Source organism: Agrococcus sp. SGAir0287 (genome assembly GCF_005484985.1).
Lineage (GTDB): Bacteria > Actinomycetota > Actinomycetes > Actinomycetales > Microbacteriaceae > Agrococcus.
On record NZ_CP027942.1, the window covers coordinates 2537240 to 2563792 of the forward strand.

At 73.0% G+C, this 26553-nt stretch carries 16 protein-coding genes; all 16 read right to left on the reverse strand.

The features are described 5' to 3' along the window. Positions 1–6: 6 nt before the first annotated feature. Positions 7–639, reverse strand: coding sequence for a hypothetical protein (locus tag C1N71_RS12135; RefSeq protein ID WP_137756642.1), 633 nt, complete (start codon positions 637–639; stop codon positions 7–9). Continuing rightward, a complete protein-coding gene (locus C1N71_RS12140) occupies positions 636–1244 on the reverse strand; it encodes a hypothetical protein (RefSeq protein ID WP_137756643.1) in 609 nt (202 codons plus the stop codon). The genes C1N71_RS12135 and C1N71_RS12140 overlap by 4 nt, the downstream gene beginning before the upstream one ends. Before the next feature lie 20 nt (positions 1245–1264). Then, positions 1265–1864: a hypothetical protein gene (locus C1N71_RS12145; protein ID WP_137756644.1), complete on the reverse strand. Its 600-nt coding sequence runs from the start codon at positions 1862–1864 to the stop codon at positions 1265–1267. 23 nt (positions 1865–1887) lie between these two features. Then, positions 1888–3063 (reverse strand): hypothetical protein, encoded by a 1176-nt coding sequence (locus C1N71_RS12150; protein WP_137756645.1) that lies wholly within the window; start codon positions 3061–3063, stop codon positions 1888–1890. Next, positions 3063–3359: a flagellar protein FlgN gene (locus C1N71_RS12155; RefSeq protein WP_137756646.1), complete on the reverse strand. Its 297-nt coding sequence runs from the start codon at positions 3357–3359 to the stop codon at positions 3063–3065. Before C1N71_RS12155 ends, C1N71_RS12150 begins: the two co-directional genes overlap by 1 nt. Positions 3360–3447: 88 nt before the next feature. After that, positions 3448–8043, reverse strand: coding sequence for an FtsK/SpoIIIE domain-containing protein (locus C1N71_RS12160; RefSeq protein WP_137756647.1), 4596 nt, complete (start codon positions 8041–8043; stop codon positions 3448–3450). Continuing rightward, positions 8040–8774 (reverse strand): hypothetical protein, encoded by a 735-nt coding sequence (locus C1N71_RS12165; protein WP_137756648.1) that lies wholly within the window; start codon positions 8772–8774, stop codon positions 8040–8042. The genes C1N71_RS12160 and C1N71_RS12165 overlap by 4 nt, the downstream gene beginning before the upstream one ends. Continuing rightward, entirely contained in the window at positions 8767–10338 is a 1572-nt protein-coding gene (locus C1N71_RS12170) for a serine/threonine-protein kinase (protein WP_137756649.1), read from the reverse strand. Before C1N71_RS12170 ends, C1N71_RS12165 begins: the two co-directional genes overlap by 8 nt. Further along, positions 10335–11711 (reverse strand): FHA domain-containing protein, encoded by a 1377-nt coding sequence (locus C1N71_RS12175; RefSeq protein ID WP_175414203.1) that lies wholly within the window; start codon positions 11709–11711, stop codon positions 10335–10337. Before C1N71_RS12175 ends, C1N71_RS12170 begins: the two co-directional genes overlap by 4 nt. Further along, on the reverse strand, positions 11711–12544 hold the full coding sequence (locus C1N71_RS12180; RefSeq protein ID WP_137756651.1) for a PP2C family protein-serine/threonine phosphatase: 834 nt from the start codon (positions 12542–12544) through the stop codon (positions 11711–11713). Before C1N71_RS12180 ends, C1N71_RS12175 begins: the two co-directional genes overlap by 1 nt. Then, positions 12537–14117, reverse strand: a complete 1581-nt coding sequence (locus C1N71_RS12185; protein WP_137756652.1) for an RDD family protein — start codon at positions 14115–14117, stop codon at positions 12537–12539. The genes C1N71_RS12180 and C1N71_RS12185 overlap by 8 nt, the downstream gene beginning before the upstream one ends. Beyond that, positions 14114–16453, reverse strand: a complete 2340-nt coding sequence (locus C1N71_RS12190) for a transglutaminase-like domain-containing protein (protein ID WP_137756653.1) — start codon at positions 16451–16453, stop codon at positions 14114–14116. The genes C1N71_RS12185 and C1N71_RS12190 overlap by 4 nt, the downstream gene beginning before the upstream one ends. Next, positions 16450–17790: a DUF58 domain-containing protein gene (locus tag C1N71_RS12195; protein ID WP_175414204.1), complete on the reverse strand. Its 1341-nt coding sequence runs from the start codon at positions 17788–17790 to the stop codon at positions 16450–16452. The genes C1N71_RS12190 and C1N71_RS12195 overlap by 4 nt, the downstream gene beginning before the upstream one ends. A gap of 5 nt (positions 17791–17795) precedes the next feature. Then, positions 17796–18770 (reverse strand): AAA family ATPase, encoded by a 975-nt coding sequence (locus C1N71_RS12200; RefSeq protein ID WP_137757328.1) that lies wholly within the window; start codon positions 18768–18770, stop codon positions 17796–17798. A gap of 25 nt (positions 18771–18795) precedes the next feature. Then, positions 18796–24942 carry an Ig-like domain-containing protein gene (locus tag C1N71_RS12205; RefSeq protein ID WP_137756655.1) on the reverse strand — a complete coding sequence of 2049 codons (6147 nt, stop codon included), beginning with the start codon at positions 24940–24942 and terminating at the stop codon, positions 18796–18798. Between the two features lie 167 nt (positions 24943–25109). After that, positions 25110–26450 (reverse strand): hypothetical protein, encoded by a 1341-nt coding sequence (locus tag C1N71_RS12210; RefSeq protein ID WP_137756656.1) that lies wholly within the window; start codon positions 26448–26450, stop codon positions 25110–25112. Positions 26451–26553 lie beyond the last annotated feature (103 nt).

Below are 26553 nucleotides of genomic sequence, written 5' to 3' on the forward strand. Positions count from 1 at the left end.
ACCAACCTACGAAGCCCGTTCCTCCGTGTCGATGGGGACAACTCCCCATGCCTCCACCTGCTCGTCGACCACGACGTGCTCGAGCAACGGCGCGGAGCGCCACGGCGTGCCGTCGTCGTGCTCGACGACGATGCCGCGCGCGAGGTCGCGGATCGTCTCGAGGACGGACGCGGCGAAGAGCGGATGCGTGACCTCGAGCGTCACGAGCAGCAGGGTCTCGCCGTCGGTGAAGGCGTGCCGGGCGGCGACGCCCTGCGCCCCGTCGGGGAGTGCGACGGCCCAGACGACCTCGTAGCCCGGGCCCACGCGCGCATCCTCGAGCCGTGCGATCTCGACGTCGTCGCCGGGGAAGACCTCGGCGACGAGCCGATCGGCGGGTGGTGCCGCGTGCACCGAGAGCTGGACGATGGCGTGCGCCGGGCCGTCGTGCGGCCACAGCTGCATCGTGGCGAGCGCGTCGGGATCGCGCGCCGCAAGCCCGTGGTCGATCGCGTCCTCGGCGACGTCGCGACTCCAGTCGCCCTGCCAGGTGCGCAGGAGGCCGTCTGCGAGCTCCTCGCGCCACTGCGGCGTCTCGGTGCCGACGGGCGGCAGCTCGACCCAGCGCGTGAGCGCCTCCGGCACGATGTCGAGCCTCACGACGCGGTCCTCGGCAGCCAGCGGAAGGTCGCGACGTGCGTGTCGAGCACGCGCAGGACGCCCTCGAGGAACGGGTCGCCCTCCTCGTGGCCGACGTCGTGGAGCACGCTGCCGGTGAGGACGAGCGCTCGCGTGCGCTGCGTGCGCGGCACGGGCGTGAGGTAGCGCACGGTGGTGAGGGCAGCGGCCTCCTCGCCCTCGACGCCGTGCTGCGTCGACTGCGCTCGCACCCAGCGACGGTCGCCGCCGAACGCGATCGCCCCGTCGGCGACGAGCCCCGCGACGGTGGCGTCGAGCTCCTCGCGCGACGCGCCGATGAACGCGGCCGAGAGCGACGCGGGGATGTACTGCGCACCCTCGACCTGCTCGAGCGGCAGCATGAGCGCGGTGCCGCCGCGCGCCTGGAGATCCGCGATGGCGCGACGCAGCCGCTCGGAGGTCTGCGCGTACGCGACGACGCCGTGCTCGCGCATCAGCCGCTGCTTCAGCCGCTCCAGCAGCTCGTCGAGCGAGCGGTCGTCGGCGTCGATGCGCTCCCAGCCCGCCGGCAGCATCATCGTCCACTCGGGGTCGACGGCCCCCAGCTCGCGTCTCAGGTCGGTCATGGTGCTCCTCGCCTCGTGGGTCAGATCGTGATGGGGTTCGGTGCCTCGTCCGGCCCGCTCCCCTGGCCGTACCGGGCCGCGCCGGCGTCCTCGCGCGTCACGACGGGCCATGCCCGCACGGCGTCGCCCTCGCGATGGACGACCGTCGCGTGCAGGCGCGTGGCGGCGCGATCGACGTACGTCGACACGACGATGGGCCCCACTCGCCCCTCAGGCAGCCTCGGCAGCTCGGCGACGGGCGCCGTCGTCAGGCGGTCCCACAGCAGCTGCGCGTCGACCTGCGAGCCGCGGAGCCGGTACCGCTCGCGGCGCAGGATCGCGCCGTCCGGCGCCGTCCACGTGCGACGCGCGCGCAGGACGCCCACGAGCCCGACGCCGCCGAGCCAGGCGCCCACGACGAGGAGCACGACGGGAGCGACCCATCCTGCTCCGTCGCCGCCCGCGGACGCCCACGCGGCGATGGGCCCGAAGCCCACGGCCCCTGCGAGCACGAGCACCCCGCCGAGCACGAGGGCGGCGAGATGGCCGGGCGAGGAGCGGCGCGCGAAGGAGAAGCCCGATGTCGCGGCGAGCGCCGGGTCGTCGGCCCGGGCGCGTGCATCGTCGGTCGTCGCAGCCATCGACCTCAGCCTACGAGCGTCGCCTAGGAGGATCCCCCACCCGACACGACGCGCTGGTACAGGCCCTCGCCGGTACCGAAGCCCAGCGCCATGTTGAGGCGTCCGAGGGTCGTCATCCACGTGCCGGCGACGATGTCGACCGGATGCGCGGAGCCGAGCGGGATCGCTCCCTTGCCGCTGAAGAATCGCGAGATCGTGTTGACGGTGCGTCCAGCCTCGCCCTGCGCGACGAACTGCGACCATGCGCCGCGGATGCCCTGCAGGCCGCCGCCGGAGCCGGCGCGCACGATGCCCTTGAACTCGAACGCGGCGTCCATCCAGCCCTTCTTCGAGAAGACGCCGCCGAAGAACGCCTGGCCGGGCTTCGAGAACACCTTCGAGAGGGAGCCGAACGGGATCGCCCCGAAGATCGCGAGCCCGAGCTCCATCCAGCCGCAGTCGCCACGGATCTTCTGGTAGATCGTGAGCCCCAGCACGACGAGGCCGACGATGCCGGAGATGAGGCCGATGATGGGGCCGCCGATGAGCAGCGCGGCCACGGCGAGCACGAGGCCCACCCACTTCAGCACCTCGAGGGCGCCCGCGACGAAGCCGTCGAGGTCGTCCCAGAACGAGTCCTTGATCTTGCCGGCGAGCGCGGTGCCGACGTCCTTCGCCGCCGTCTCGAACGCCGTCTCCCACGTGTCGTAGTCGTCGTCGAAGAGCTCGGCCTCGGCCTTCCAGGCGTCGTACGCCTCCTGCTTCGCCTCGTCCTGGGCCTCCTGCGTCTTCGCCTCCTCGCTGCCCGCCTCGGGCTGCAGGAAGCCGCCGACGCCGCGTCCTGCGCGGTCGCCGGGCAGCGCCTCGTAGTCCTGCCAGAGCGTCTCGCAGTTGGCCACGTGGCCGTTGAGGCTGTCCTGGACCTGCGAGAGCGCATAGCCGTAGCGCCAGACGATGGGCCCTGTCGGCTTGTACAGCTCGCCGGCCTCCTTGAGCGTGCCGTGGGCGCTGCCGACGCCCTCGACCAGCTTGTCGACCGCCTTGCCCTTGAGGCCGTGGGTGCCGTCCGCCAGCGACTGCAGCACCGTGGCGCTGTCGATCATCGCCTCGCCGAGCTCGCGGATCTCGGTGCCGCGCTCCATGATCTTCGTCGGGTTGCCCTCGAGCTCGCGGATGATCCGCTCGCCCGGGGAGCGCTCCATGAATCCGTAGTACGTCATCAGCCCTCGCCCTCGAGTCCCTTGGCCGTCTCGACGTCCCAGTCGGTGAAGCCGTCGAGCACGCCCTGCACGTGCTCCTGCACCTTCTTCAGGTCGTCGCGCAGCTCGTCGCGCTTGTCGTCCCACCGGTCCTCGAAGTCCTCGACGGCCTCGCGCAGATCGTTGCGGCCGAAGGGATCGCCGATCGCCTCCTCCAGGACGTCGGCGCGGTCCTCGGCCGCGTCGAACTCGGCGACGATCGACACGAGGTACTCGTTGAGCGTCCTCAGGTCGTCGAACTTCACGAGCACGTCCACGTGCCGCCTCCTTCGTCTCGATGGTCGTGATCCACGCTAGGTCGCCCGGCTGGAAGATGCGATGGGGAGACCTCCCCATGTCCGCCCGTCATGCGGGCGGCAGGACGGTCGACTCGCTCACGGCCTCGTCGTCGGAGGACGACGCTCCGACCGCGACGGGCGTCCGCGCCGGAGGCACCGGGGCCGTCGGCGTCTGCACGAGCGGCATCTGCATCGTGACCGCGCGGCCCGACTGCACGAAGATGCCGCGCCCGACGGGGAAGTCGGAGCGCTTCACCTTCGGGAAGGGCACCTTGAACACCGAGTCGCCGTCGAACGAGTCGGGCTTCAGGATGATGCCCTTGCGGCCCGCCTTGAAGTCGCCGATGAAGCCGAAGCCGCTCGTGACCTGCGCGACGTCGGCGTCGCCGACGAGGAGATGGTCGGAGCGGTTGATCGCCTGCATGAGCTCCTTGAGCTTGCGCTCGGCGTCGGAGTCGGCGAACTGCGGCACGTTCTCGACGACGATCATGATGCGGCCGGGGATCGACTCGTCCTTCACGATGTCGACGAGCTCGGTCGCGAGCGCCTTGGCGTCGTCGACGGTGACCGCGCTGCGCACCCACGGCGCGTAGTCCTTGAGCACCGAGCGACGCCCCGCGAAGTGGAACAGCCGCACGTCGGGGTCGTAGCGCAGCATGCTGTTGACGATCGCCTTCATGGCGTTCGTCTTGCCCGACTCCGGTGGCCCCGCGACGATGAACGTGCCGATGGGGTCGAACTCGCGCGGCGCGAGGGTGTCCTCGGCGACGCCGAGCACGGGGAAGTCCTTGATCCGCGCAGGCAGCTTGTCCTCCGACAGCCGCGTCGGCAGCGCGCCGATCTCCTCGACCTCGCGGGCGCCCTGCCTGCGCAGCTCCTCCGCGAGCTGCCCCATGAGCTTCGACTGCTCGGCGACGTTCGGCGTGCCGCCGAGCACGGCGATCTGCGTCTCGAAGCCGTCGACGATCGCGCGACCCGGCGCCGATTGCTCGTCGAGCACGTCGCGCGCGACGCCCACCATGACGTAGGCGTTCTCGTCGGCGAGGCGCAGGACGACGCGGCGCGAGACGTTCGACGAGACGCCCGTCGGCACGGCGCCCGAGCGGTCGGCGGTGAAGACGGCGTGGACGCCGAGCGGGCGACCCTCGCCGAGCATCCGCATGAAGACGGCGTAGAACGGCGCGCGGGCGCTCGTCATGTCCCACTCGGCCTTGAACTGCGGGAAGTTGTCGATGAGCACGAGGATGCGCGGCATCCGCTCGCCCGTGATCTCGCGGAACTCGGAGATGTCGGACGCGTTGACGTCGGAGAAGCGGCGCCCGCGCTCGTCGAGCAGCATGCCGAGCGAGCGCAGCAGGCGCTGGACGCGCTCAGCGTCGTCGCCGGAGATGATCGAGCCGACGTGCGGCAGCACCTCGAGCGAGCGGAGCGCGCCGGAGGCGAAGTCGAGGCCGTAGACCTCGACGTCGTTCTCCGGACGCATGCCCGCACCGATGCCGATCGTGCGCAGCACGCTCGACTTGCCCGCGCCCGACGTGCCGTACACGAGCAGCGAGCCGTCGCGGTCGGGCACGAAGTACATCGGCTCCTGCAGCTGCCGCTCGGGGATGTCGGCCTTGCCGAGCAGGATGCGCCGGTCGTCGTGGATCGGCAGGTCGCGCATGTCGACCGTGCGCTCCAGGTCGTCGAGCCACGGCCTGCGCGGCGCGGGGATGCCCGCCTCGCCCGACGCGTCGATGAGCGTGCGCACGATGCGCTTCTGGTCGTTGGGGCCGGGATCCACGTCCTCGTCCACCTCGACCGCCTGCTCGCGCTCCCAGCGCACGAGCGAGCCGAAGCGCAGCTCGGCGACCTGCACGTCGGCGGTCTGCACGACGTCGGGCTCGGTCCAGCCGCCCGCGTACGCGGACTGGAACGGCACGAGCCGGCCGGGGCCCGTCTTCGCGATGCCGCGGCCGGGGATCGACGGGTCGAACGTGCCGGCGATCGGATCGTCGACGACGTCCTTCGAGTCCGACTCGTCGGCCATGCGCAGCGCCACGCGGAGGTTCGTGTTCGCGCGCAGATTGTCCTTGATGACGCCGGCGGGGCGCTGCGTTGCCATGATGAGGTGGATGCCGAGGGAGCGCCCGCGCTGGGCGATGTCGACGACGCCGTCGACGAACTCCGGCACCTCGCCGGCGAGCGCTGCGAACTCGTCGATGACGAGCACGAGCGCCGGCGGGCAGTCGGGGTCGCGCCGCTTCTCGAGCTCGAGGAGGTCCTTCGCCTTCTTCCGGTTGAAGAGGTGCTCGCGGTAGTGCAGCTCGGCGCGGAGGCTCGTGAGCGCGCGACGCACGAGGTGCGGCGAGAGGTCGGTGACGAGTCCCACGCAGTGCGGCAGCTCGACGCAGTCGGCGAACGCCGACCCGCCCTTGTAGTCGACGAAGAGGAACGTGACGCGGTCGGGGCTGTGCGCCGCGGCCATGCCGAGCACCCATGCCTGCAGGAACTCCGACTTGCCCGCGCCCGTCGTGCCGCCGACGAGTGCGTGGGGGCCCTGCGTGCGCAGGTCGAGGGTCATGGCGTCGGTGGCGCCCTGGCCGATGACGGCCCGCAGGTTGCCCGCCTTCTTCAGCCGCGGCTGCGGCACGCCGGAGCGATCGATGACGGTGTTGTTCTGCCGCCAGCGCTCGACGACCGCGCCCGGATCCGTCGCGATCTCGTGGCCCGTGAGCGTGAGGAGGTTCACGGAGTTCGGGATGTCCGACGAGTCCTCGATGACGGTCGAAGAGTCGACGACGGGCGCGAGGCGCTTGGCGAGCATGTGCATGTACTCGTTCGAGACGCCCTCGACGACGACGTCGCGGTACGTCACGCCCGAGCGGACCGTGCCGACGGTCGCGGCCGTGAGACCGTCGGTGACGTCGACGAACGTGCGGCACGCGGCGGGCAGCGACTCGACGGTCGGCGCGACGAAGAGCGTGTAGACGCCGACGTCGGGGCCGCGCTCGAGGATCTGCGTCAGGCGCGGGCGGTCGACGGGTGCGTCGTTCGTGACGATGAGCACGATCGCCGTGCCGCCGGGGAACTTCGACTCCTTCGACGCCCGCTCGACGTCGGTGCCGAAGTCCATGGGGTCCCAGTCGTCCTTGTACGGCGGACGCAGGTCGGCCTCGGTCTTCTTCGACCGACGCATGATGTGCTCCTCGAGCGCCGACAGCAGCGCCTGGCCCGTCGGAGCGGAGTCCGCGAGCGGCATGTCCTTGAAGGGGTTCCGCTCGCTCGAGGTGTGCGGCAGCCACTTGAGCCACTCGAGCTCCTCGACCCAGTCGGGATCGGTGAGCGCGATCGAGACGACGTCGTTCGGCGCGTGCAGCCCGAACAGCTGCACGCCGAGGCCGCGCAGCGCGTCGCTCGCGGCGGCCTTCGGGCCGGCGACGCCGAGCGATCCCGTCGACAGCAGGGTCTCGAACACGGGCACGTCGGAGATGGTCCTGTAGCGCTCCTCGAGCGCGTCGACGCGCTCGACGTACTCGGGCAGGCCCTCCTGCACCTCGGCGCGCTTGATCTCGTTGCGGCTGTCGGTCGTGCACGTGCCGAGCCGCACGCCGAGGAAGTTCCAGTGCTCGGGACGCCGCGTCCAGAGCATCGGCCCGAGGCGCATGGCGTGGTCGAAGACCTCGGCGACGGGCGGTGCCTCGAGGTTGCGCACGCGGCGCTCCTCGGGGATCGCGCGGTAGAGCAGCTCCTCGAGTCGCTCGAACTGCTTCTCGAACGTCGCGGCCTCGGCCTTGATCTTCTGGCCGAGCTGCGTGCGCTGCGAGATGAAGTTGCCCGCGAGCATGAGCGGGGTCATGAACGCGACGACGAGCGACCGGGCGCGGCCCGTCATCGCGAAGAGCGTGGATGCGAGGATGATCGGCGCGATGAGCATCGGCCACGGGAACATCCTCGACGAGGGCTCCTTCGGCATCCGCGGCTCGTCCCACGACTCCCCCGAGTAGCGCTCCTCGACGCGTGGGCTGCGGTTGAACATGAGCGAGCCGCCGCGCTCGAGCACGGGGTCCGCGCCGCCGGCGTCGAAGGCGCCGGCGAGCTGCACCTGCAGCACCGACTCGCCGAGCGTGAAGGGCTGGCCGGGGATGACGCGCAGGCGCGTCACGAGCTGGCCGTCGACGAGGACGCCGTTGGCGGAGTTGAGGTCGACGACCTCGATGTGCGTGCCGACCTCGATGCGCGCGTGCCGCTTCGAGACCTGCCGGTCGGCGAGGACGACGTCGCACGAGGGATCGCGGCCGATCGTGTGCTGGCCCGCCGTCAGCTGCGCCTCGAGACCCGCCGCCGGACCCTGGACGACCCGGAGCACGGCGAGCGCCGGCCCGCCCGCGTTCGCGACCCGCTGGCCGCGGCGCTGGCCGAGCGGCAGCACGGCCGCGTTGAAGCCCGAGCCGATGGCCGCCTCGCCGATGAGCGCGTCGGGGTCGAGCGGCTCGAGCCTCGGGCTCGTGGGTGGAGCGACGGCGAGCGTCACCACCTGGTCGTCGCCGATCGCGATGCCGCCCGCCGGGTCTGCGTCGGCGATCTGCCTCGCGACGTCCTCGACGGTCGCCGTCGAGTCGGCCGTCACGACGATGTCGCGCGGCGCGGCCCCGTCCTTGTGCAGCGTGAGCTTGACCTTCATGCGTCCGCTCCCTCGTCGTCGGTGCCGCGCAGGGTCTCGTCGTCGAGCAGCGCCAGGTCGGCGCGCGTGACGAGCTGCGACGACACCGCGTACTCGACGAGCCGCGCCCGCCGGTTGCTCGCGAGCCTGCCCGCCCCGCCGCGCAGGCCCTGCACGCCCATGCGGTCGAGCTTGTCGCACACGTTGTCGAGCTTCCGGTTGAAGCGCGACATCGACCAGCCGAGTCGCTCGGCCGCCGCCGTGCTCGTGGGCAGCTCGCTCACGCCGACGCCCTCGCGCCGCAGCATCGGCTCCGCGAGGGCGACGATGAGCGCCTTCTGGAGCGCGGTCAGCTGCGAGGGCATGACGGTCGCGTCGCCGACGCCGCCGCGAGCGCCCGCCGCCGCCATCGCGAACGGCGCCGTCGAGGTGTGGATGCCGACCTCGTAGGTGGTCGGACCGGCCGTGAACACGACGACGCACTCGGCGAACACGAGCGGCAGGCTCGCGCCGGGCGACAGCCACGACTGCACTGCGCCGCCGGCGCTCGAGAGCGTCGCCGACAGCCGCGTGCCCACGTTCGAGAGCCACCAGAGCCCGTCGCGCTGCGCGATCTCGAGGAACGCCCGGTGCAGGTAGGGGTTGTCGTCGACGGCGAGGTCGCCCTCGCGGCCGATCGTGAACGGCCGATCCGGCGCGGGGTCGAACCACTCGCCGGCGAACTCGACGCGGATCGCGGTGGGGTCAGGCATCGACGCAGTGCTCCTCGTAGTCGGACTGCATGCCCGTGGCGCGCTGGATCGCGACGGCGATGCACGTCTGGCCGTCGGGGTCGATCGGCACCACGATCTCGGGCTGCACGATGGTCTCGCGGACGGGGGTGCCGGCGGACGGGTCGGAGCGCACCACGTACGCGTCGCCGTCGGCGGGCGAGGGGTTCGTCCAGCCGAAGCGCACGCCGTCGGCCTCGACGGTCGTCTGGAAGGCGATGGGCGGCGAGGGAGCGCCCGGCTCGGGCGCGGCGATCGTCGTCGAGGGTCCGGGCTGGGAGGTGCCGGCGCCGGAGGTGACGACGAGCCAGACGCCGGTGGCGGCGACGACGAGCACGACCGCGCCCGCGATCGCTGCCACGATCGGCGTGCGAGAGCGCTTGCGGCGCTCGGCCTGCGCCTGCTCCGACGCGACCGCCCACGGCGAGCCCGACTCGGGCGCGACGGGCAGCTCGCCGGGGCGAGGGATCGCGGGCGCGGACGCCTGCGCCGCGGACGGTCGCACGATGGTCGCGTCGGAGACGACCTGCGCGGCGGCCGCGTACGACGGCATCGCCGGCGCGGGGCTCGACGTCGCGAGCCTCGGCGGGTCGTCGACGTGCGGATCGATCTCGACGACGCCGCGGATGCGCGTCGCACCGCCGTCCTGGTCGTCGACGACGTCGACGGGCAGCGAGTCGTCGAGCACGTCCATCTGCGTGACCGAGAGGCTCATCTCGGCCTCCACCTGCTGCAGCGCGCGGCCGAGCGCCTGCGCGCTCGCGTAGCGGCGCCGGGGGTCGACCTCCATGGACGAGCGCAGCACCGCCTCGAGCGACGCGGGCACGTCGGAGCGGGCGAGCGGCGCGATCTCGCCGCGCTCGATGCGCGCGATGACGTCGAGGCTCGTGTTCGAGCCGCCGGGGAGCTCGAAGGGCGACCGACCGGCGAGCAGCGTGTAGAGCGTCGCGCCGAGCGCGAAGACGTCGGACTCGCGCCCGCTCCAGGGGCGCTCAGCGAACGCCTCGGGCGGCGACCACGGGATGGACATGCCCGTCGACGCATCCGCCTCGCCCGTCGTGGTCGCGATGCCGAAGTCGGTGAGCGCCGGCCGGTTGTACGCCGTCACGAGGATGTTCGCGGGCTTGATGTCGCGGTGCAGCACCCCGGCGCGATGCGCGGTCTCGACGGCGCCGGCGATCTGCACGCCGAGCGCGAGCACCTCGGCGACCGAGAAGCGGTCGCTGCGGTAGCGCACGCCGAGGTTCGGCCGCGGGCAGTACTCCATGACGAGGTACGGGCGGCCGTCGTCGGAGACGGCGGCGCCGTAGATCGTGACGATCGAGGGATGCGACGACAGCTGGGCCATGACGTTGGCCTCCTGCCGGAAGTGCTCGATGACGTCGCGGTCGGTCGTCTCGGTGAGCAGCACCTTCACTGCCACGGGCCGCGACGGCAGCACCTGCTCGTAGAGGAACACGTCGGCGAAGCCTCCCGTGCCCAGCAGACGGCGATGCTCGTAGCCGGGGAGCACGGGCGGCGGCGACGGCGCGCGGCGCGGGCTCACGAGCCGGCCTCCGTCCTGGCGCGCTCGACGCGCACGACGACGCCGTCGCCGAGGTCGAGGCGGTCGCCGAAGGCGACGAGCTGCGGCACGTCGGGCCGCAGGCGCATGGGAGCGGCGCCGTCGCGCAGCAGCACGGTGCCGTTCGTCGACTCCAGGTCGATCGCGAGCACGTTCCAGTCCTCGCAGCGCACCTCGAGGTGGCTGCGCGAGATGTCCTCGCTCGGGGAGTGCACCGTCACGAGGCGCGGCACGCGTCCGTCCTCGACACGGCGGCTGCGCGGCCGGCGGCCGAGCACGACGCCGCGGCCGAGCGGCACGCGCCCGCCGTCCGGCAGCACGAGCTCGGCGAACTCGGGCCGGGCGCGCTGGTCGGCGGAGTCCGAGACGATGGGCGCGCCGCACGCGCACGCGCCGGCTCCCGGCGGATTGACGTGGCCGGAGGCGCACAGCGTCGACAGCACGACCGGGCCCGTCGCCGGCCCGAGCACGGGCGGCGCCGCCTGCTCCGCACGAGCGGCCGCGGCGAGCCTGCGCGCCTCGTCGCCGGCGATCGTCATGCCGTCGTGGTCGCCCATCGCGAGGTCGTCGGGGACCTCGACGACGGTCGCGGGACGGATGAAGCCGGGCACGGAGTCGATGATGCCGCCGATGCCTGAGGGGGCGTCGGGCGTCGGCTCGGCGCGCGACTCCTCGTCGGGCGCGGCAAGCGCGTGCTCGACGACCGGCTCGAGCGCCGCGGCGTCGGACGCGGGAGGCGGTGCCTCGGGCTCCTCGCCGTCGTCCGGCACGGGCGTCGCGGTCGTGTCGGCGTCCTGCACGGGCGCATGCTCGACGACGACCGGGGCCTCGGGCGCCGACGGCACGGGGGTGGCCGCGGGTGACGGCACCGGCGCGTGCTCGACGATCGGAGGTGCCTCGAGCGAAGCGGGCGCATCCACCGGCTGCGCCTCCGGCCGAGCGGATGCCGCGTCCGCCACGGGGCGGTCCGCCGACCGGGGTGCGGCGAGCTCGACGCGCACGGCACTCGCACGCACGACGCCCCCTGCGAGCGGCATCGCCTCGTCGAGGGCGCCGACGGCGCCGAAGGCGACCGTCGCCCCCGCCGGGAGCAGGTCGCTGCCCCATGCCTCGCCGGAGCGATCGGGCAGCGCGGCGTAGGTCACGGCGGGCACCCCGCGCCTTCGCGACAGCAGCCATCCGTCCGCCGTCGGCTCGAGCACGGCGAGCGCGAGGGGCTCGTCGCGCAGCGCAGCGGGGTCGAGGCGCGCGAACAGCGCGCTCGCGGACCGCGCGTCGAAGCCGCGGTCGAGCACGACGAGCACGTCGCCGTGCACGATGCACCACGCGGCGCCCGAGACGTACGTCGTGCGCATCAGCGTCGCCTGCCCGTGGGCACGGTGTCCTCGTCGAGGCCGCCCCGATGCGTGTCGCCGAGGCTCCATCCGCCGGACACGGCGTCGACGTCGACGACGACGACCGTCACGTTGTCGCGACCGCCCGCATGCAGCGCCCGCGCGACGAGCGACGCCGCCGCATCCGCCGGCGAGGGCGTCGCACGCAGGACGCCCGCGATCTCGGCGTCGTCGACCTCGCTCGAGAGGCCGTCGGAGCAGACGAGCAGCCGCTGGCCGCGCTCGGCGGGCAGCAGCCACGAGTCGGGCGCGTGCTCCTCGCCGGCGCCGATCGCGCGGGTGATGACGTGGCGCTGCGGATGCGTGCGCGCGGCCTCGCGCTCGACGGCGCCCGCGTCCACGAGCTCCTGCACGACGGAGTGGTCGACGCTCACCTGCTGCAGCCTCGCGTCGTCGAGCAGGTAGGTGCGCGAGTCTCCGACGTTGAGCACGTACCAGTGGGCGATGCCGCCGACGTCGACCGCGACGGCGCCCGCGAGCGTCGTGCCGCCCGCTGCGCCGTGCCATGCCGCCTCGTGGCGCACGGCGCGGAAGGCGCGCTCGATGCTCTGCTCGACGCCCTCGACCGTCGCGAGCGCGCGGCCCTTGAGCGTGCGGAACGACTCGACCGCGAGCGCGCTCGCGACGTCGCCCGATGCCTGGCCGCCCATGCCGTCCGCCACGAGGAAGACGGGGAACGAGGCGAAGACCGAGTCCTCGTTCATCGCCCGGGCGCCCTCATGCGTCGCGGCCGCCCAGCGGAGCTGGATCGCGGGGTGCTCGAAGCGGTACTCCCCCACGTGCAGCTCAGCCACGCGCGATCACCGCCCGCCGATCGCCGAGCATGACGGTGTCGCCCACCTCGGCCCGCGTCGGGACGCCGCCGACGAGCCGCGTCTCCTTGCCGCCGCGCACGATCGCCGTGCCGTTCGTCGAGTGCCGATCGACGATCTGGATCGTGCCGCCTTCGACGTCGATCGCGACGTGCGTCTTCGACACGGATCGCGTGTCGTCGGGGATGGGCACGACCGTGCCGGCCTCGCCCGGCTGCAGCGTCGGGTTGCGGCCGATGAGCGTGCGACCGCCCAGCGTGATGCGGGCGCCGTCGTCGAGCTCGAGCACGATGGCGCGCGGTCGCGCGATGCGCGTGGCGTCGAGGTCGTCGTCCGCGTCGCCCGGGGCCCGTCCCGGCACGATCGTCGCGTCGGGCACCGACGGCTGGGTGGGCGCCGACGGCGGCGGGGTGGGCTGCGACGGCTGCGCGACGGCCGGGGGCCCCGCGGCCTCGAGCGGCGGGGCGGGCGGCACGACGGAGGGGCCCGCCTGCGGCGCCTGCCAGCGCTGGTCGCCGCCCGGCTGCGGCGCGACGGGCGGCTGCTGCGCAGGCTGCTGCGGCGGCACGGGAGCCGCGGTCGGCACGCCCTGCACGGGCTCCCCCGCCTGCGCGTACTGCGGCGCGCTCGGCACGCCCTCCGGACGTGCGAAGGGCGATGAGGGCACGGCGGGCGCGGAGGTCGCCCCGCTCAGCTCGCCCGGTCGGTAGGGCGTCTGCGGCGGCTGCGACGGCGGAGCCGGCGCCGACTGCTGCTGCTGCGCGACCTGCGAGGACGCGATGCCGACGACGGGCTGCTCGCCGGGCACGTGCGGGCGTGCGGCCCCGAGCACGCCGGCGCTCACGCGCGCCCCCGGCTGGTACGCGACGGGTGCGCCGTGCTGCACGGGCGTCGCGAGCGAGGGCAGCACCTGCTGCTCGGCGATCGGATCGGCGGCGACGGTCTTCCGCGCGATGCGCATCCGCTTGACGTCGTACGGGTCGAGGCCCTTCGCCGCGTCGACGAGCCACGAGCGGCCCACGTGGTCGAGCCAGCCGCGCCGACGAGCGCGGTCGAGCAGCGGCGAGGCGAGGAAGAGCGCGGGGCCGACGACCGGCACGATCGACGACGCGGACAGCACGACGCCGCGCAGCAGCATCCGCCCGAAGCCCGGCGCCTGCAGCGTCGTGACGTTCACGGTGCGCAGGCCCGTGAGCGCCTTGCCGAGCGTGACGCCCTTCCTGCCGTGCAGCACGAGCTGCACGATCGTGAAGGCGAGCGACAGCACGACCGTGACGGCCGCGAAGACGACGGTCAGCACGAAGTCGGGATGGTTGACGAAGCCGTACCAGCTCACCGCGCCGGTCGCGAGGCTCATGAGCCGCGGCGAGGCGCCGACGACGAGCGGCAGCGACAGCAGCGCGTAGACGGCGACGTCGACGAGGCTTGCTGCGGCACGACGGCCGAGCGGCGCGTTCAGGAGCCCGAGGCTCGCAGCGTAGGCGGGGTCGGGCACGCCGTCCTCGTCGACGCCCTCGGGTCGCTTGTCGCGTCCGTCGTCGATCGACCAGATCATCGGCCCCTCCGCTCCGCCCGGCGGCGGAGGAACGAGCGCAGCGAGAGCATCCCGAGGATCCTCTGGCGCCTGCTCGCCTCCTGCCGCATCGCAGCCACGCTGCGGTCGACATCCTTCCAGAACGCGTCGATCTCGCCCCGGTGCGGCTCACCGGGCCCGAAGACGCCCGCGTCGACGTACTCGCCGATCGCGACGGCGCGCGAGCGCGGATAGCGCTCCTCGACGTCGGCCGCCACCTCCCGCCGCGTGACGCCCGCGGGCACGGGGAGGCCGAGGTCGACGGCCTCGTCGACGACCTGATGCCAGCCGCCCGCGAGCCGTTCGCTCTCGGTCGCGGCCTCGAAGCGCCGCCGTCGGCGTCTCGCCTTCAGCAGTCCGATGACGATGAACGGGGATGCGAGCACGAGCAGCGCGAGCAGGATGCTGCCTGCGACGGCGAGCACGACGAGCCAGACGCTCGCCGACTGCTCCTCCTCGTCGTCCTGCGCCTGGTCGGGCTGGGTGTTCGGCAGCAGCTCCGCGGGCTCCTCAGGCGGCTGCGGCGGCTGCAGCACCTGCGGCCGCGGGTTCGGCTGCGGCTGCGGCTCGGGCTCGACCTGCGTGTTGTCCTCGGGCGGCGTGGGGTCGAACGCCACCCAGCCGACGCCCTGGAACGACACCTCGACCCACGCGTGCATGTCGGCGCCCGTGAGCTCGACGGCCTCGCCGCCCGCCTCGAAGCCGTCGTCGCCCGGGTACATGCCCATGACGACGCGCGCGGGCACGCCGTAGAAGTCGAGCGCGAGCGCGTAGGCGGCCGCGTACTGCTCGTCGTCGCCGAGCAGCGTCTCGGCGTCGAACATGTCCGAGAGGCGGCGGTAGCCGTGCCCGGAGAGCGAGGGCGCCTCGTCGGGCCCGACGCCGTGGCTGAAGGCGCCGTACGTCTCCATCTGCGTCGCCATCGCGAGGATGTTGTCGAGCGCCGTGCGCTCGGTCGCGTGCGTCGACACCCATGCCTGGATGAGCTCCGGCATCTGCGCGGGCTCCGGCATGTCGATGTCCGACGTCGGGATGCCCTCGAGCTCGTCGTGCTCGACGACCTCGGGCACGATGGCGTCGATCGTGTAGCGATCCCCGGGGCCGAGCCCGGCCTCGGCGATGACGTTGCCCGTCGCGCCGTTGTAGGCGAGGGACGACTGCAGCGCGACGGCATCGTCGCCCGCGAAGTCGATGCGCTCGGCGTAGCCGACGCTCGGCACCCACACGCCCGAGTACTCGCCGACCTCGACGTCGATCGTCGCGGGGACGCCCGGCTGCGACGTGCCGATCTCGTCGCCGACGCGGGAGAAGGACCCGGAGGAGGACGACGACTCCTGGCTGCCGGCGACGGCGTAGACGGTGCCGTCGTACCAGTCGAGCGTCGCGATGCGCAGGCGCGACCCCTCCGGCATCCCGGAGACCGTCAGCAGCGTCGCCTCCTCGAAGTTCTTGTGCCACGTGCGGAAGCCGACGAGCGGGCTCGGGTAGTCGGCGAGCTCGACGGGCGGCTCGACGTCGTCGCGCAGCACCTGCCGGTTCGTGAAGGCGATCGGCAGCGCGGCGACGCTCGCGATCACAGCCGCGGCCGTGACCATGCCGACGCCGCCGATGAGCCGCCGCCGCGCGAACGCCTTGCGGTTGGCGTCGTCGCGCGTGACCTCGACCTCCTCGGCGAGGTTGCGGCGCGCGGTCGCGCCGCGCCACGCGATCCACGCCATGGAGGCGCAGGCGGTGACGACGCCGAGCAGGATGGGCTGCGCGGCGATGCGCGTGCCGAACGCGATGCCGACGACGAGCGCGACGACGCCGGGCAGCATCGCCCAGGGCGCGCCGCGGCGCAGGCGCATCGCGAGCACGGTGGCGACGGTCGCGCACACGAGGGTCGTGAGCATCGGCACGACGAGCAGGCTCGGGAAGCCCTGCACGGGCGGCTGCGCCGTGAGCAGCGAGCGCCAGGAGATGAAGGAGCCGAGCATGAGCTCGCGCAGGCCGTCGAGCGTGGGGATGAAGCCGGCGATCGTCGCGTGCCGCACGGCGAGCACGGGGCCGACGACGACGTAGGCGACGACGACGCCCGCCACGGTCACGAGCCAGCCGCGCAGCGGCCGCATCGACGTGACGACGCCGACGACGATGCCCGCCAGCGCACCGCCGATGCCGGCGATCGCGTAGTCGACGCCGCCGAAGACGGGGCCGAACGCGAGCGTCGCCATGACGTGCACGACGAGGATGACGGCGCAGTCGATCGCGACCTGCCACGGCCGGCGCGGCAGCAGCGGCTCGCGACGCTCGGCCGCCGACGGCGCGGGGGCGCTCACAGCTCGCTCACCGCCCGCACGACGCGCGGCAGCTCCGTGACCGACGGCAGCTGCACGAGCGTCGCCGGCCCGAGCGGCTGCACGCGCGCCTTCGTGCCGGTCACGGCCTGGAAGACGAGGATGCGCGCCTGCGACGGCAGCAGCGCCGTGGCGCGGCGCACCGTCGCGACGTCGACGCCGCGGCCGACGTGCAGCATGACGACGGAGGCGCCGGGATGCTCGCGACCGATCTCGCCTGCGAGGCCGACGAGTCGGTCGTGGCGCTGGCTGGACGCGACGCCCGAGAGGCCGTCGAGCAGGCGCTTGCCGTTCGTCGCGGGCAGCGAGCGGCGCGACGTGCGCACGACGACGTCCATCTCGTCGCGGATCGCCTGCAGGCCGAGCGAGCCGAGCACCGAGATCGCCGTCTCGAGCTCGTCGGGGTCGCCGTAGTCGTCGGGGTTCGTCGAGAGGCCGAGCGCGAGCACCGAGCGCCTGGTCTGCTCGAACTGGCGCACCATGAGCTGGCCGGTGCGCGCCGACGACTTCCAGTGGATGTACCTGCGGTCGTCGCCGGCGACGTAGTCGCGCAGGGCGTGGAAGGCGATGTCGGAGTTCGTGAGGTCGCGGGTCGTGATGCCCTCGAGGTCGCGGATGAGACCGGGCGCCGTCTCCTCGAGCTGCACCGTGCGGGGGTGCACGAACAGCTCGACGGGCTCCGTCCACCGCACCTGGCGCCGCAGGAGGCCGAGCGGGTCGCCCTTCACGGATCGCACGGGGCCGACCTGCAGCACCGCACGGCGCGAGGTGGGGATGGCGAAGACGTCCTCGTGCACGTCGCGCGGCTGCATGCGGGGCAGGTGGAAGGAGGCGACGGCGGAGCCGACGGGCACCTCGATCGTCGCGGGCATGAGCGGGCGGGAGGAGGCGGAGTGGATCTCGATGCGGCCGAGGGCGCGCTCACCGACGACGACGCGCGTGTACGCGAGGTCGAGCTCGATGCGGTACATCGTGCGGCCGATGACGTAGCCGATCGCGATCGCGAGCAGCACGCCGCCGGCGATGGCGATGACGACGAGCTCGACCCACTCGAGCGTGACGCCCACGACGAGCGCCGCGACCGTGATGCCGAGGGCCACCCATCCGAGCCACGTGACGGGGGCGAGCACGGGCACGACGGCGCGGACGCCGCGTGCGACGGTGCGGCGCGCGTCGTGCGCGAGCTGCGAGTCCGCCGCGGCGCGCAGCCGCTCGCGCGCGCCGGCGACGACCTGGCGCGGGCGCGGCAGTCGGCGCCGCTCGCGCGGCGTCTCCTGCTCCTCGGCCTCCGGCGCCGGCACGCTCGGAGGCGGCACCACCTGCGTCATCCGACGAGCGCCCGCTCCTGCGGAGCCGGCACGTCGGCGATGGCGCGCTCGATGACGCGGTCGCCCGTGACGCCCGAGAACTCCGCCTCGGGGTCGAGCACGACGCGGTGCGCCCACACGGGCTGCGCGAGGGTCTTCACGTCGTCGGGCAGCACGTAGTTGCGCCCGTGCGCCGCCGCCCACGCCTTCGCGGCGCGCGTGATCGCCATGGCACCGCGCACCGAGACGCCCAGACGCGTGTCCTTCGACTCGCGCGTCGCCTCGGCGAGCGCCGCGACGTAGTCGAGCACCGCGGGGTCGACGTGCGCCGTGGCCGCGAGGTCGATCATCTCGGCGACGGCGGAGGTCGTGACGATGGGCTGCACGCGCGCGGAGGCGTTGCGCTGCGAGGCGCCCGCGAGGATGCGCACCGTCTGCTCGCGGCCGGGGTAGCCGATCGACGTCTTCATGAGGAAGCGGTCGAGCTGCGCCTCGGGCAGCCGGTACGTGCCGGCCTGCTCGATGGGGTTCTGCGTCGCGATGACCATGAAGGGGCGCCCGACCTCGTACGGCTCGCCGTCGACGGTCACGCGGCCCTCCTCCATGACCTCGAGCAGCGCCGACTGCGTCTTCGGGGATGCGCGGTTGATCTCGTCGGCGAGCACGATCTGGGCGAAGATCGGGCCCTTGTGGAACTCGAAGGCCTGCGTCTTCTGGTCGTAGACCGTGACGCCCGTGACGTCGGAGGGCAGCAGGTCGGGCGTGAACTGCACGCGCGTGTTCGTGCCCGCGACCGTCGCCGCCATCGACTTCGCCAGCTGCGTCTTGCCGGTGCCGGGGGCGTCCTCGAGCAGCAGGTGGCCCTCGGAGAGCATCGTCGTGAACGCGAGCGCGATCACGTCCTCCTTGCCGAGCACGACCGCGCCGACGTTCCCCACGAGGCGGTTGAACGTCTCCTGGAACCATGCCGCCTGCTCGCGGGTCATCGTCATCGCCATGTCGGCGCTCCTTCGTTCGTCACGGCCAGCCCACTCTGGGAGAGGTGAGGTTGACCCCGTTGCCCTGGATGGTGAACCAGGCCTCGCCTGCGAAGCCCGAGTAGCAGATGCGGCCGCCGCCGACGCGGTACTGGGTGCTGCCGTTGGCCGAGCCGACGTTGATCGTCGCCGTCTGGAACGGCGTGGTTGCGTTGCCGTCGCTGTGATGGCAGGCGACGTCGTAGTTGCCGAGTGGCATGTTCTGCCAGTTGATCTGGAAGTAGCGGCACTGCTCGCCATTGGCTCCCTGGCAGCCGTCACCGCGAACGTCACCCCTCGACAGCGTTACAGACGGATTAGCGAGGCCTTGGCCCTGGGCGCTCGCGGTCGTCGTCTGCGCGCCGTGACCATTGCCGTCTGGCAGACCCGTCGTGGCTCGGACGTCGATCGTGGCCGGTTGCCCGCCGGGCGCATCCTGCACAGTCTCCTGACCGTTGTTGGCAGCGTTCTGCCAGCCGCCGCCATTGATGCGGATCTGGACCGACACCGGTCGCCCGTTCGCGTTCGGCGCCGTCCACCGGAACGTGACCTGACCGATCTGCTCCGTCGCGTTCACCGATGGGTTCCCGATCGGCCCGTACGGCGCAGCCTGCACGACGTTCGACGGCTGGCTCGTGTACGTGATGCCCTGCACGGTCGAGACGGCGCGCACCGAGATGTTGTACGGGTTCTGCCGGTTCTGCAGCGGGATGCGGCCGCCGTTCGCCGACACCGTGCCCTGCTGCGTGCCGCCGATGAGCACCTGGTACTGGATCTCCTCGGCCCGCGCGCCGTTCGTCGGTCCCGCGGTCATGACGATGTCGACGAAGCCGTCGCCCTCCGTGAACGAGTCGATCCTCGGCGCACCCGGCGTCGTCGCGTCGCGCACGCCGTTCGACGGCGCGGACGGCTGCGACGGGCCGACGTCGTTGACGGCTTGCACCGTGAAGGTCACGGTGGCGCCCGTGCCGGCAGGCAGCACGCCCGCGCCGAACGTCGCGCGCGTCGCGTCCGCACCGGCCACCTCGACCGTCTGGCCGCTCGAGGCGGTCACGACGTAGCGCGTGATGGCCGCGCCGTTCGACTGGTTCGCGTGCGGATCCCACGTCACCTGCACCTGCACGGTGTTCGGGATCGACTGGTCGCGCGTCGCCGAGACGCCCGTGACCTGGAAGGGCGGGCCGGCCGGCGTCACGGGCGACGACGACGGGCTCCAGTCGCTCGGCTCGGGAGCGTCGTTGTACGCCTGCACGCGGAACGAGTAGGCGACGCCGTTCGTCAGGCCCGTCCACACATGGCTCGTCGCGCCACCGGCGATGACGGCGGTCGGCTGGCCGTTCGCGGGCGGCGGGCTGATCTCGAGCAGGTACTGCGTGATCGCCGAGCCGCGGTTCGTCGGCGCCGTCCACGTGATCGACAGCTGCGTGTCGCCGCGCACCGCCGTGGGCGCCGCGGGCGGGTCGGGCCGCACGTCGGGCCGCGCGTCGGCGGATGCCGGCGACGGGTCGGAGTCGCCGACCTCGTTCGTCGCGACGACCTGGAACTGGTACGTCTGGTCGTTCACGAGCCCCTGCAGCGTGCACGTCGTCGACGGGCAGGGCTGCGAGAACGTGCCGTCGGCGCTCGTGACCGTATAGCCCTGGATCGGCGCGCCGTTCGCCGCGGGCGCCGCCCACTGCAGCGTCACCGTCTGGTCGCCGACCGACAGCACGTTCGGCCGGATGGGCGCCTCCGGCCTGCCCTTCACGTTGAGGATGATCTGCCCCGTGCGCTGCCGCTGCACCGTCTCCGTCGCATCCTGCACGGTGTATCGCAGCGTGAGCACGCCCGAGAAGTCGGCGCCCGGCGTCACGGTGACCGTCGACCCGTCGGTGGAGGGCTCGCCGACGCCACCGACGACCGCGACGTCGACGACGCGCAGCGGCGCCTGACCTTCGAAGGGGTTGAAGTCGTTCGCGAGCACGTTGATGCTCTGCGCCACGCCCTGCGTCGCCTCGCCGGTGTCGTCGCGCACGATCGCGAACGGCGCGTTCGAGACGACGATCGTCGCGACGAACGTGCCCTGCGCGGTGTTGCCGTGCCGATCGGTCGCCTCGATCGTGTACGCGACGTCCGCGCCGACGTTGCCGTTCACCGGCGCGGTGAGCGTCAGCGTCTGCTCGCTCACGTCCGCGTCGATGTCGTCGGAGGCGCCGCCGACGAGCGCGTAGTCCATGTTGGGGAGGTCGTCGGGATCGGGATCGCGGGTCGCCGTCGTGAGGTCGAACTCGACCGTCTCGCCCTGCGGCACCGAGATCTGCGTGCCCGTCATCGTCGGCGGCACCGCCGACGACGGCCGCACGAAGAGCGCGATGGAGAGCGTCGCCACGTTGGCGTCGGGGTCCGACTCGTCGGTGCCGTCGGTGACCTCGAACGAGAGCGTCGCCGGGCCCGTGTAGCCGAGCTCCGAGGTGTACTGCAACGTGTCGACGCTCACGACGAGCGGGTCGCCGTTGTCGTTCGTCGCACTGACGCGATCAGCGGTCGTGATGCGCGGGCTGTTGCGCGACACCGCGACGTACTCGTCGAGCGGGAACTCGTACGAGATGCCCGACTGCACCTCGACGACCTCGTCGGAGATGAGGCGCGGCGCGGGATCGCGCGCGAGCGGCACGAAGACGAACGCCTGCGCCGTCTCGCCGTCGGGATCCGTCACGCGGTAGGTGACGACCTGGAACTCCTCGTCGGAGGGCGTGACGCGGATGGCGCCGTCGACCTCCGTGCCCGGCCCCTGCAGCACAGACACCTCGAGCGCGTCGGGGCTGCCGTCGGGGTCGAGGTCGTTGTCGAGCACGGGCACCTCGAGCGGCACGCCCGCCTCGACCTCCGCGACCGGCACGACGTCGTCGACCGCGACCGGCGGCTCGAGCGGCGCGTCGGTGGCGACCGTGACGAGCACGACGCCCGTCGTCTCCGCGCCGCGCCCGTCTCCGACCGTGTAGCGGAGCTCGTACTCGCCCGGCTCGTCGGGCGAGACGAAGTCGACCGTGCTGCGGTCGGGGTCGATCGAGACGGGCTCGAGCGCCTCCGACACGTTCGTGAGCTCGTCGCTCAGAGTCAGCGGATCGCCGTCTGGATCGAAGTCGTTCGCGAGCACCGGCACCGCGATCGCGCGACCCGGCTGCACGAGCACCTCGTCGGTCTCGGCGAACGGCGCCTGGTTCAGCTCCGGCGGCGGCGCGATGCCGATGCGCACGGCGCCCGTCGCCTCCAGGCCGTTGCGGTCGCGCACGCGGTACGTGAACGAGACCGTGCCCGATGTGCCCTCGTATGCCTCGTAGACGAAGAAGCCGTCGCCGGTCTCGACGATGCGACCCTGCTCGGGCGCCTCGTCGTAGCCGACGAGCTCGACGCCGTCGCCGTCGGGGTCGATGCCGTCGAGCGGGATGGGGATCGAGACGCGGTTGCCGGCCACGACGCGCGACTGGACCGTCTGCGCGATGGGCGGGTCGTCGCCGGCGTCGCGGGGGATGACGGTCACGTCGACCGCGGCGGTCGCGACGCCGCCGTTCTCGACGCCCACCTCGTAGACGAGGCGCACCGACGACGGGCCGCCGACCGGCACGAACAGCCGCACGGTGTCGCCGTCGACGAAGGCGCAGCCCTCGGCCTCCTCGCCGCTGACGTCGCATCCGCCGTCGCCGGTGGAGAAGCTCGTCTCGACGAGCTCCGGCGAGAGCGCGAGGTCGAGGTTGTCGGGGCTGAAGTCGTTCGCGAGCACGGGGATCGTCACGAAGTCGCCCTCGCGCACGATCGCCGTGTCCGCCACCGCGGTCGGCGGCCTCGGCTGCTCCGGCGGTGCGACGGGGATGACGACGACCTGCCCGGTCTCGGTGAACCGACCGTTCGACACCGTGTAGGTGATCGTGCCCTCGTCGACGATGCCCTGCGAGTCGATGAGCCGCAGCACGCGGCGCTCGAGGAGCTGCGCCGACACCGGCACGCCGTCCGCCGTCACCGACTGCACGACGAGCACGCCGCCCGCCGGGTCGACGTCGTTCGCGAGCAGGTCGACGAGCGTCTCGCCGCCCTGCGGCAGCAGCGCGATGTCGCGCACCGCGACGGGCCGCGCCTCGTCGTCGGCCTCGCGGATGTCGACGCGGATCCGCCCCGTCGCCGAGGCCGCGCCCGCCGACGCGAGGTACGTCACGTAGTAGGTGCCCGGCGTCTCGCCCGAGATGGTGACGATGCCCGTCTCGCGATCCCACGAGCCCGTGATGCGCGGCTCGAGCTCGAACGAGACCTGCGCGACGCGCGCATCCTGCGTGCCGGGCACGTAGTCGTTCGCGAGCGGCTCGAACGACACGTCCTGCCCGACCGTCGTCGCGACGAAGTCGGCGTTCGCGACGATCGGCGCGGTGTTGCGCTCCATGACCGTCACCGAGATCGAGCCCGTCGCCGTCTCGCCGCGCGAGTCGACGATCGTGAGGTCGATCGTCGTGACGCCGACGGATCCCGTCGCCGTGTAGAGGATGCGGCCGGCGGGGCTGGCCTCGATCTGGTCGCCCGTGGGGCTCGTCGCCGACTGGAGGTAGAAGTCGTCGCCGTCGGGATCGACCCACGCCTGCAGCGCCGAGTACTCGAAGCGCGCCGTCTGCTCGATCGTGAACGACTGCTCGAAGAGGCGCTCGGGCGCGCCGTTCTCCTCGGGCGTGCGCACCGTGACGACGACCGTCGCCTGGTCGGTGCCGCCGCGGCCGTCGTCGACCTCGTACTGGAACGTGATCGTGCGGTCGGTGAACGACGCGGGGATGTCGATCTGCAGCTGCGAGTCGTTGGCGATCGGCGCGACCGTGACGCCCGAGGGCAGGTCCGAGATCACGCGGGCAGTGAGCACGTCGCCGTCCTGATCGGAGTCGTTGGCGAGCACCGGCAGGATCGTCGCGCGACCCGGGCGCGCGCCGAGCTGGTCGTCGGTCGCGACGGGCGCGTGGTTCTCCTCGCTCGGCGGCGGCACCGTCTGCTGCAGGATGTCCTCGAGCGACTCGTCCTGCTCCTCCGACTCCTCCTCCGACTCCGGCGGGATCAGATCGTCCCAGTTGTCGACGAGCACGACCTGGTCGCTCACGAGCCACGACTGCCCCGACTCGAACTGGTTGAGCACGACCTGGCCGCGGTTGACGCGGAAGACCGCGGGGCCCTCGAGCCCCTCGATCGGCTCGTCGAGGTTGCGCGAGGCGTCCTGGCACGAGCGCACGAAGTGGCCGGCGGACGGGAAGGCGGCGTAGAGGCAGCCGCCGAGCTGCACGGGAGCCACGGGCTCGCCGCCGCCGGAGCCGAACGACTGCTCGGCGAGATCGCCTACGCCGAGGGGCTGGCGCAGCAGCAGCTCGCTCGTGGCCAGCACGACCGTCGAGGCGTCGTCGCCCACCTGCTGCAGGACCGCATCCTCGGGCACGTCGACCGTGCGTCCCGGCAGGAACAGGCGCTCGCCGCCGATCGCGACCGCCTGGTCGCCGACGAGCGTCACCGCCACGTCGTCCGCGTCCGCGAGCCCCTCGCGCCCCTCGGTCGTCGGACCCTCGAAGCCGCCCTCGTCGCTCGGCGCCCACCGCAGCACCGCGCCCTGCTCGGGCGAGGCGACCGCGACGGAGCCGTCGAGACCGACGGCGAGCGCCGCATCGTCGCCCACCTCGGCGAGCGGCTCGACCTCCTCGGGGTCGAAGGCGCCGATCTCGCCGACGGGCATGGCCCACAGGCGCCCGTCGGGCTCGAGCACCGCGATCGTGCCGCCGCGCTGCTGCACGTCCACGTCGGCGGCGAGCGGGATGCCGGCGCCCGTGATCATGCGGGCGGGATCGATCTCGATGAGCGCACCGTCGCCGTCGCGCAGGAAGACGTCGTCGCCGTCCTGCAGGACGTCGAAGGACGTCGAGCCGGACGGCGCGTAGACATGCCCGTCGAGCTCCTGCGCCTGGACGTTGAGGTGGCCGACCTCCGAGGTCGACGTGCGGGTGACCCAGACGCCGCCGTCATGCAGGTCGACGTCGGTCTGCGTGAACCCCTCGTAGGTGAAGGCGAGGACGCCGAGCGCGATCGCGGCGGCGGAGACGACGGCGATGGATGCGGTCGTCTTGCGACGCCCCTTCATCCAGCGCAGCACGCCCACGGCACCCCCGACGTCTTGGACTCGACCAGACGATCATGCCCTACCGCTCGCACGCGCTGCTGGATGGGCGCTCAACGCGGTCGAGGGCGTAGCGTGGTCGGCTCGGCGCGGGGCGCAGGACACGACGACGCCCGCCGCACCGGGGTGCGACGGGCGTCGGGCAGGCGTCAGGCGCGCGTGGCCTCGTACTCCTCGAGACGACGGGCCTGCTCGGCCTCGTACTCCTCCAGGGCCTCCTTGTTGCGCTGCTTCGCGCGACGACCGCGGCGGGCGACGATGCCGCCGAACCAGATGGGCACCTCGCGCGCGAGGAGGAAGGTGACGATCGCGGTCGGCGCCAGGAGCAGCTCGCCGAGGTCGCGTGCGCCGATCCCGACGATCGCCGTGACGTCCCACACGTTCTCCTGCGTCTCGAGGTACGCGCCCGCGACGTGCGCGCCGTAGGCGAGCAGCGCGACGATGAAGCCGCCGAGCACGTGCGCCCACCATCCCGCGCGGTTCACGATGATCGTCGTCAGCCAGTAGGCGACGAGGAAGACGGCGACGGGCAGCAGCCACGACGGGCGCAGCCACAGCTCCGTCAGCGCGTCCTGCAGCACGAAGCCGCGGTCGAAGAGGTAGTCGACGGCGAGGAACGCGGCGGCGAGCAGGGCAGCGAAGACGATCGTCGAGAGGAGCACGACGAGGAAGCCGACCCCGCGCGCGCCCTTCTTGCGCGGCGGCGTCGCCGACTCCACGAGCACGATGGGCGTGCCGGTCGCGGCGGCGCGTGCCGTCTCGTCGTCGACGGCGATGGAGCCGAGGCGCTCGGTGCGCTGCTCCTCGACGGGCTCGTCGACCTCGAACTGCGGCTCGGTGGCGGGCGCGGCGGGCATCGCCTGCGTGCGGTCGTCCTGCACCGGCATCGCCTCCGTCGCGGCGGGCTCCTCGCGGTGGGAGGTCGCGGCGGCGCCCGCGGCTGCTCCCGCACCGGCGACGGCTCCTGCGCCCGCGAGCCCTTCGAAGGGGGCCGTGTCGGCGAGGTCGGGCCGCTGCTCGCCGCGCAGGCTCAGGCTCGGCCGGCGCGGCTCGACGAGCTCCGGTGGATTCGTCGGCTCGGCGTGCTCGCCCGCCTCGACCGAGCGCGACGAGGCCACCGCATCCGCGGCCGCAGGGTCGGTCGGCGCCATCGCATGCGCATGGTCGACCGGCTCGTCGGGCGCCTGCTCGAGCGACGACTGCTCGGCCTCCGCCTCGTGCGACGGCCCGCGCAGCGCCGAGGGCGCGATGACCGTGGGCTCGATGTCGCCGCCGCCGGCCTCGTCCCACGACCGCTGCCAGTCGTCGGCGTCGTCGCGCGGCGCCTCGTCCTGCACGGGCATCTGCTGCGTCGGCGCGTCGCCGTCGTCGACGAGCGGCTGGTGCGCGTCGTGGTCCTGCACCGACGTCGATGCGTCCTCCGCCGAGGTCGTCGGCTGCACGCCGTCGGCGTCGCCGACGCGGCCGTCGCGGTTCGTCGTGTCGCTCATGTGCGTCGCTCCTCGTCGCTCCCAGCGCAGCCCGCTGGCTGATCGCCGAGCCTAGCCAGGGGACACGCCGACGCCAGCGAGGCACGCGGGCCGAGGCGGATGC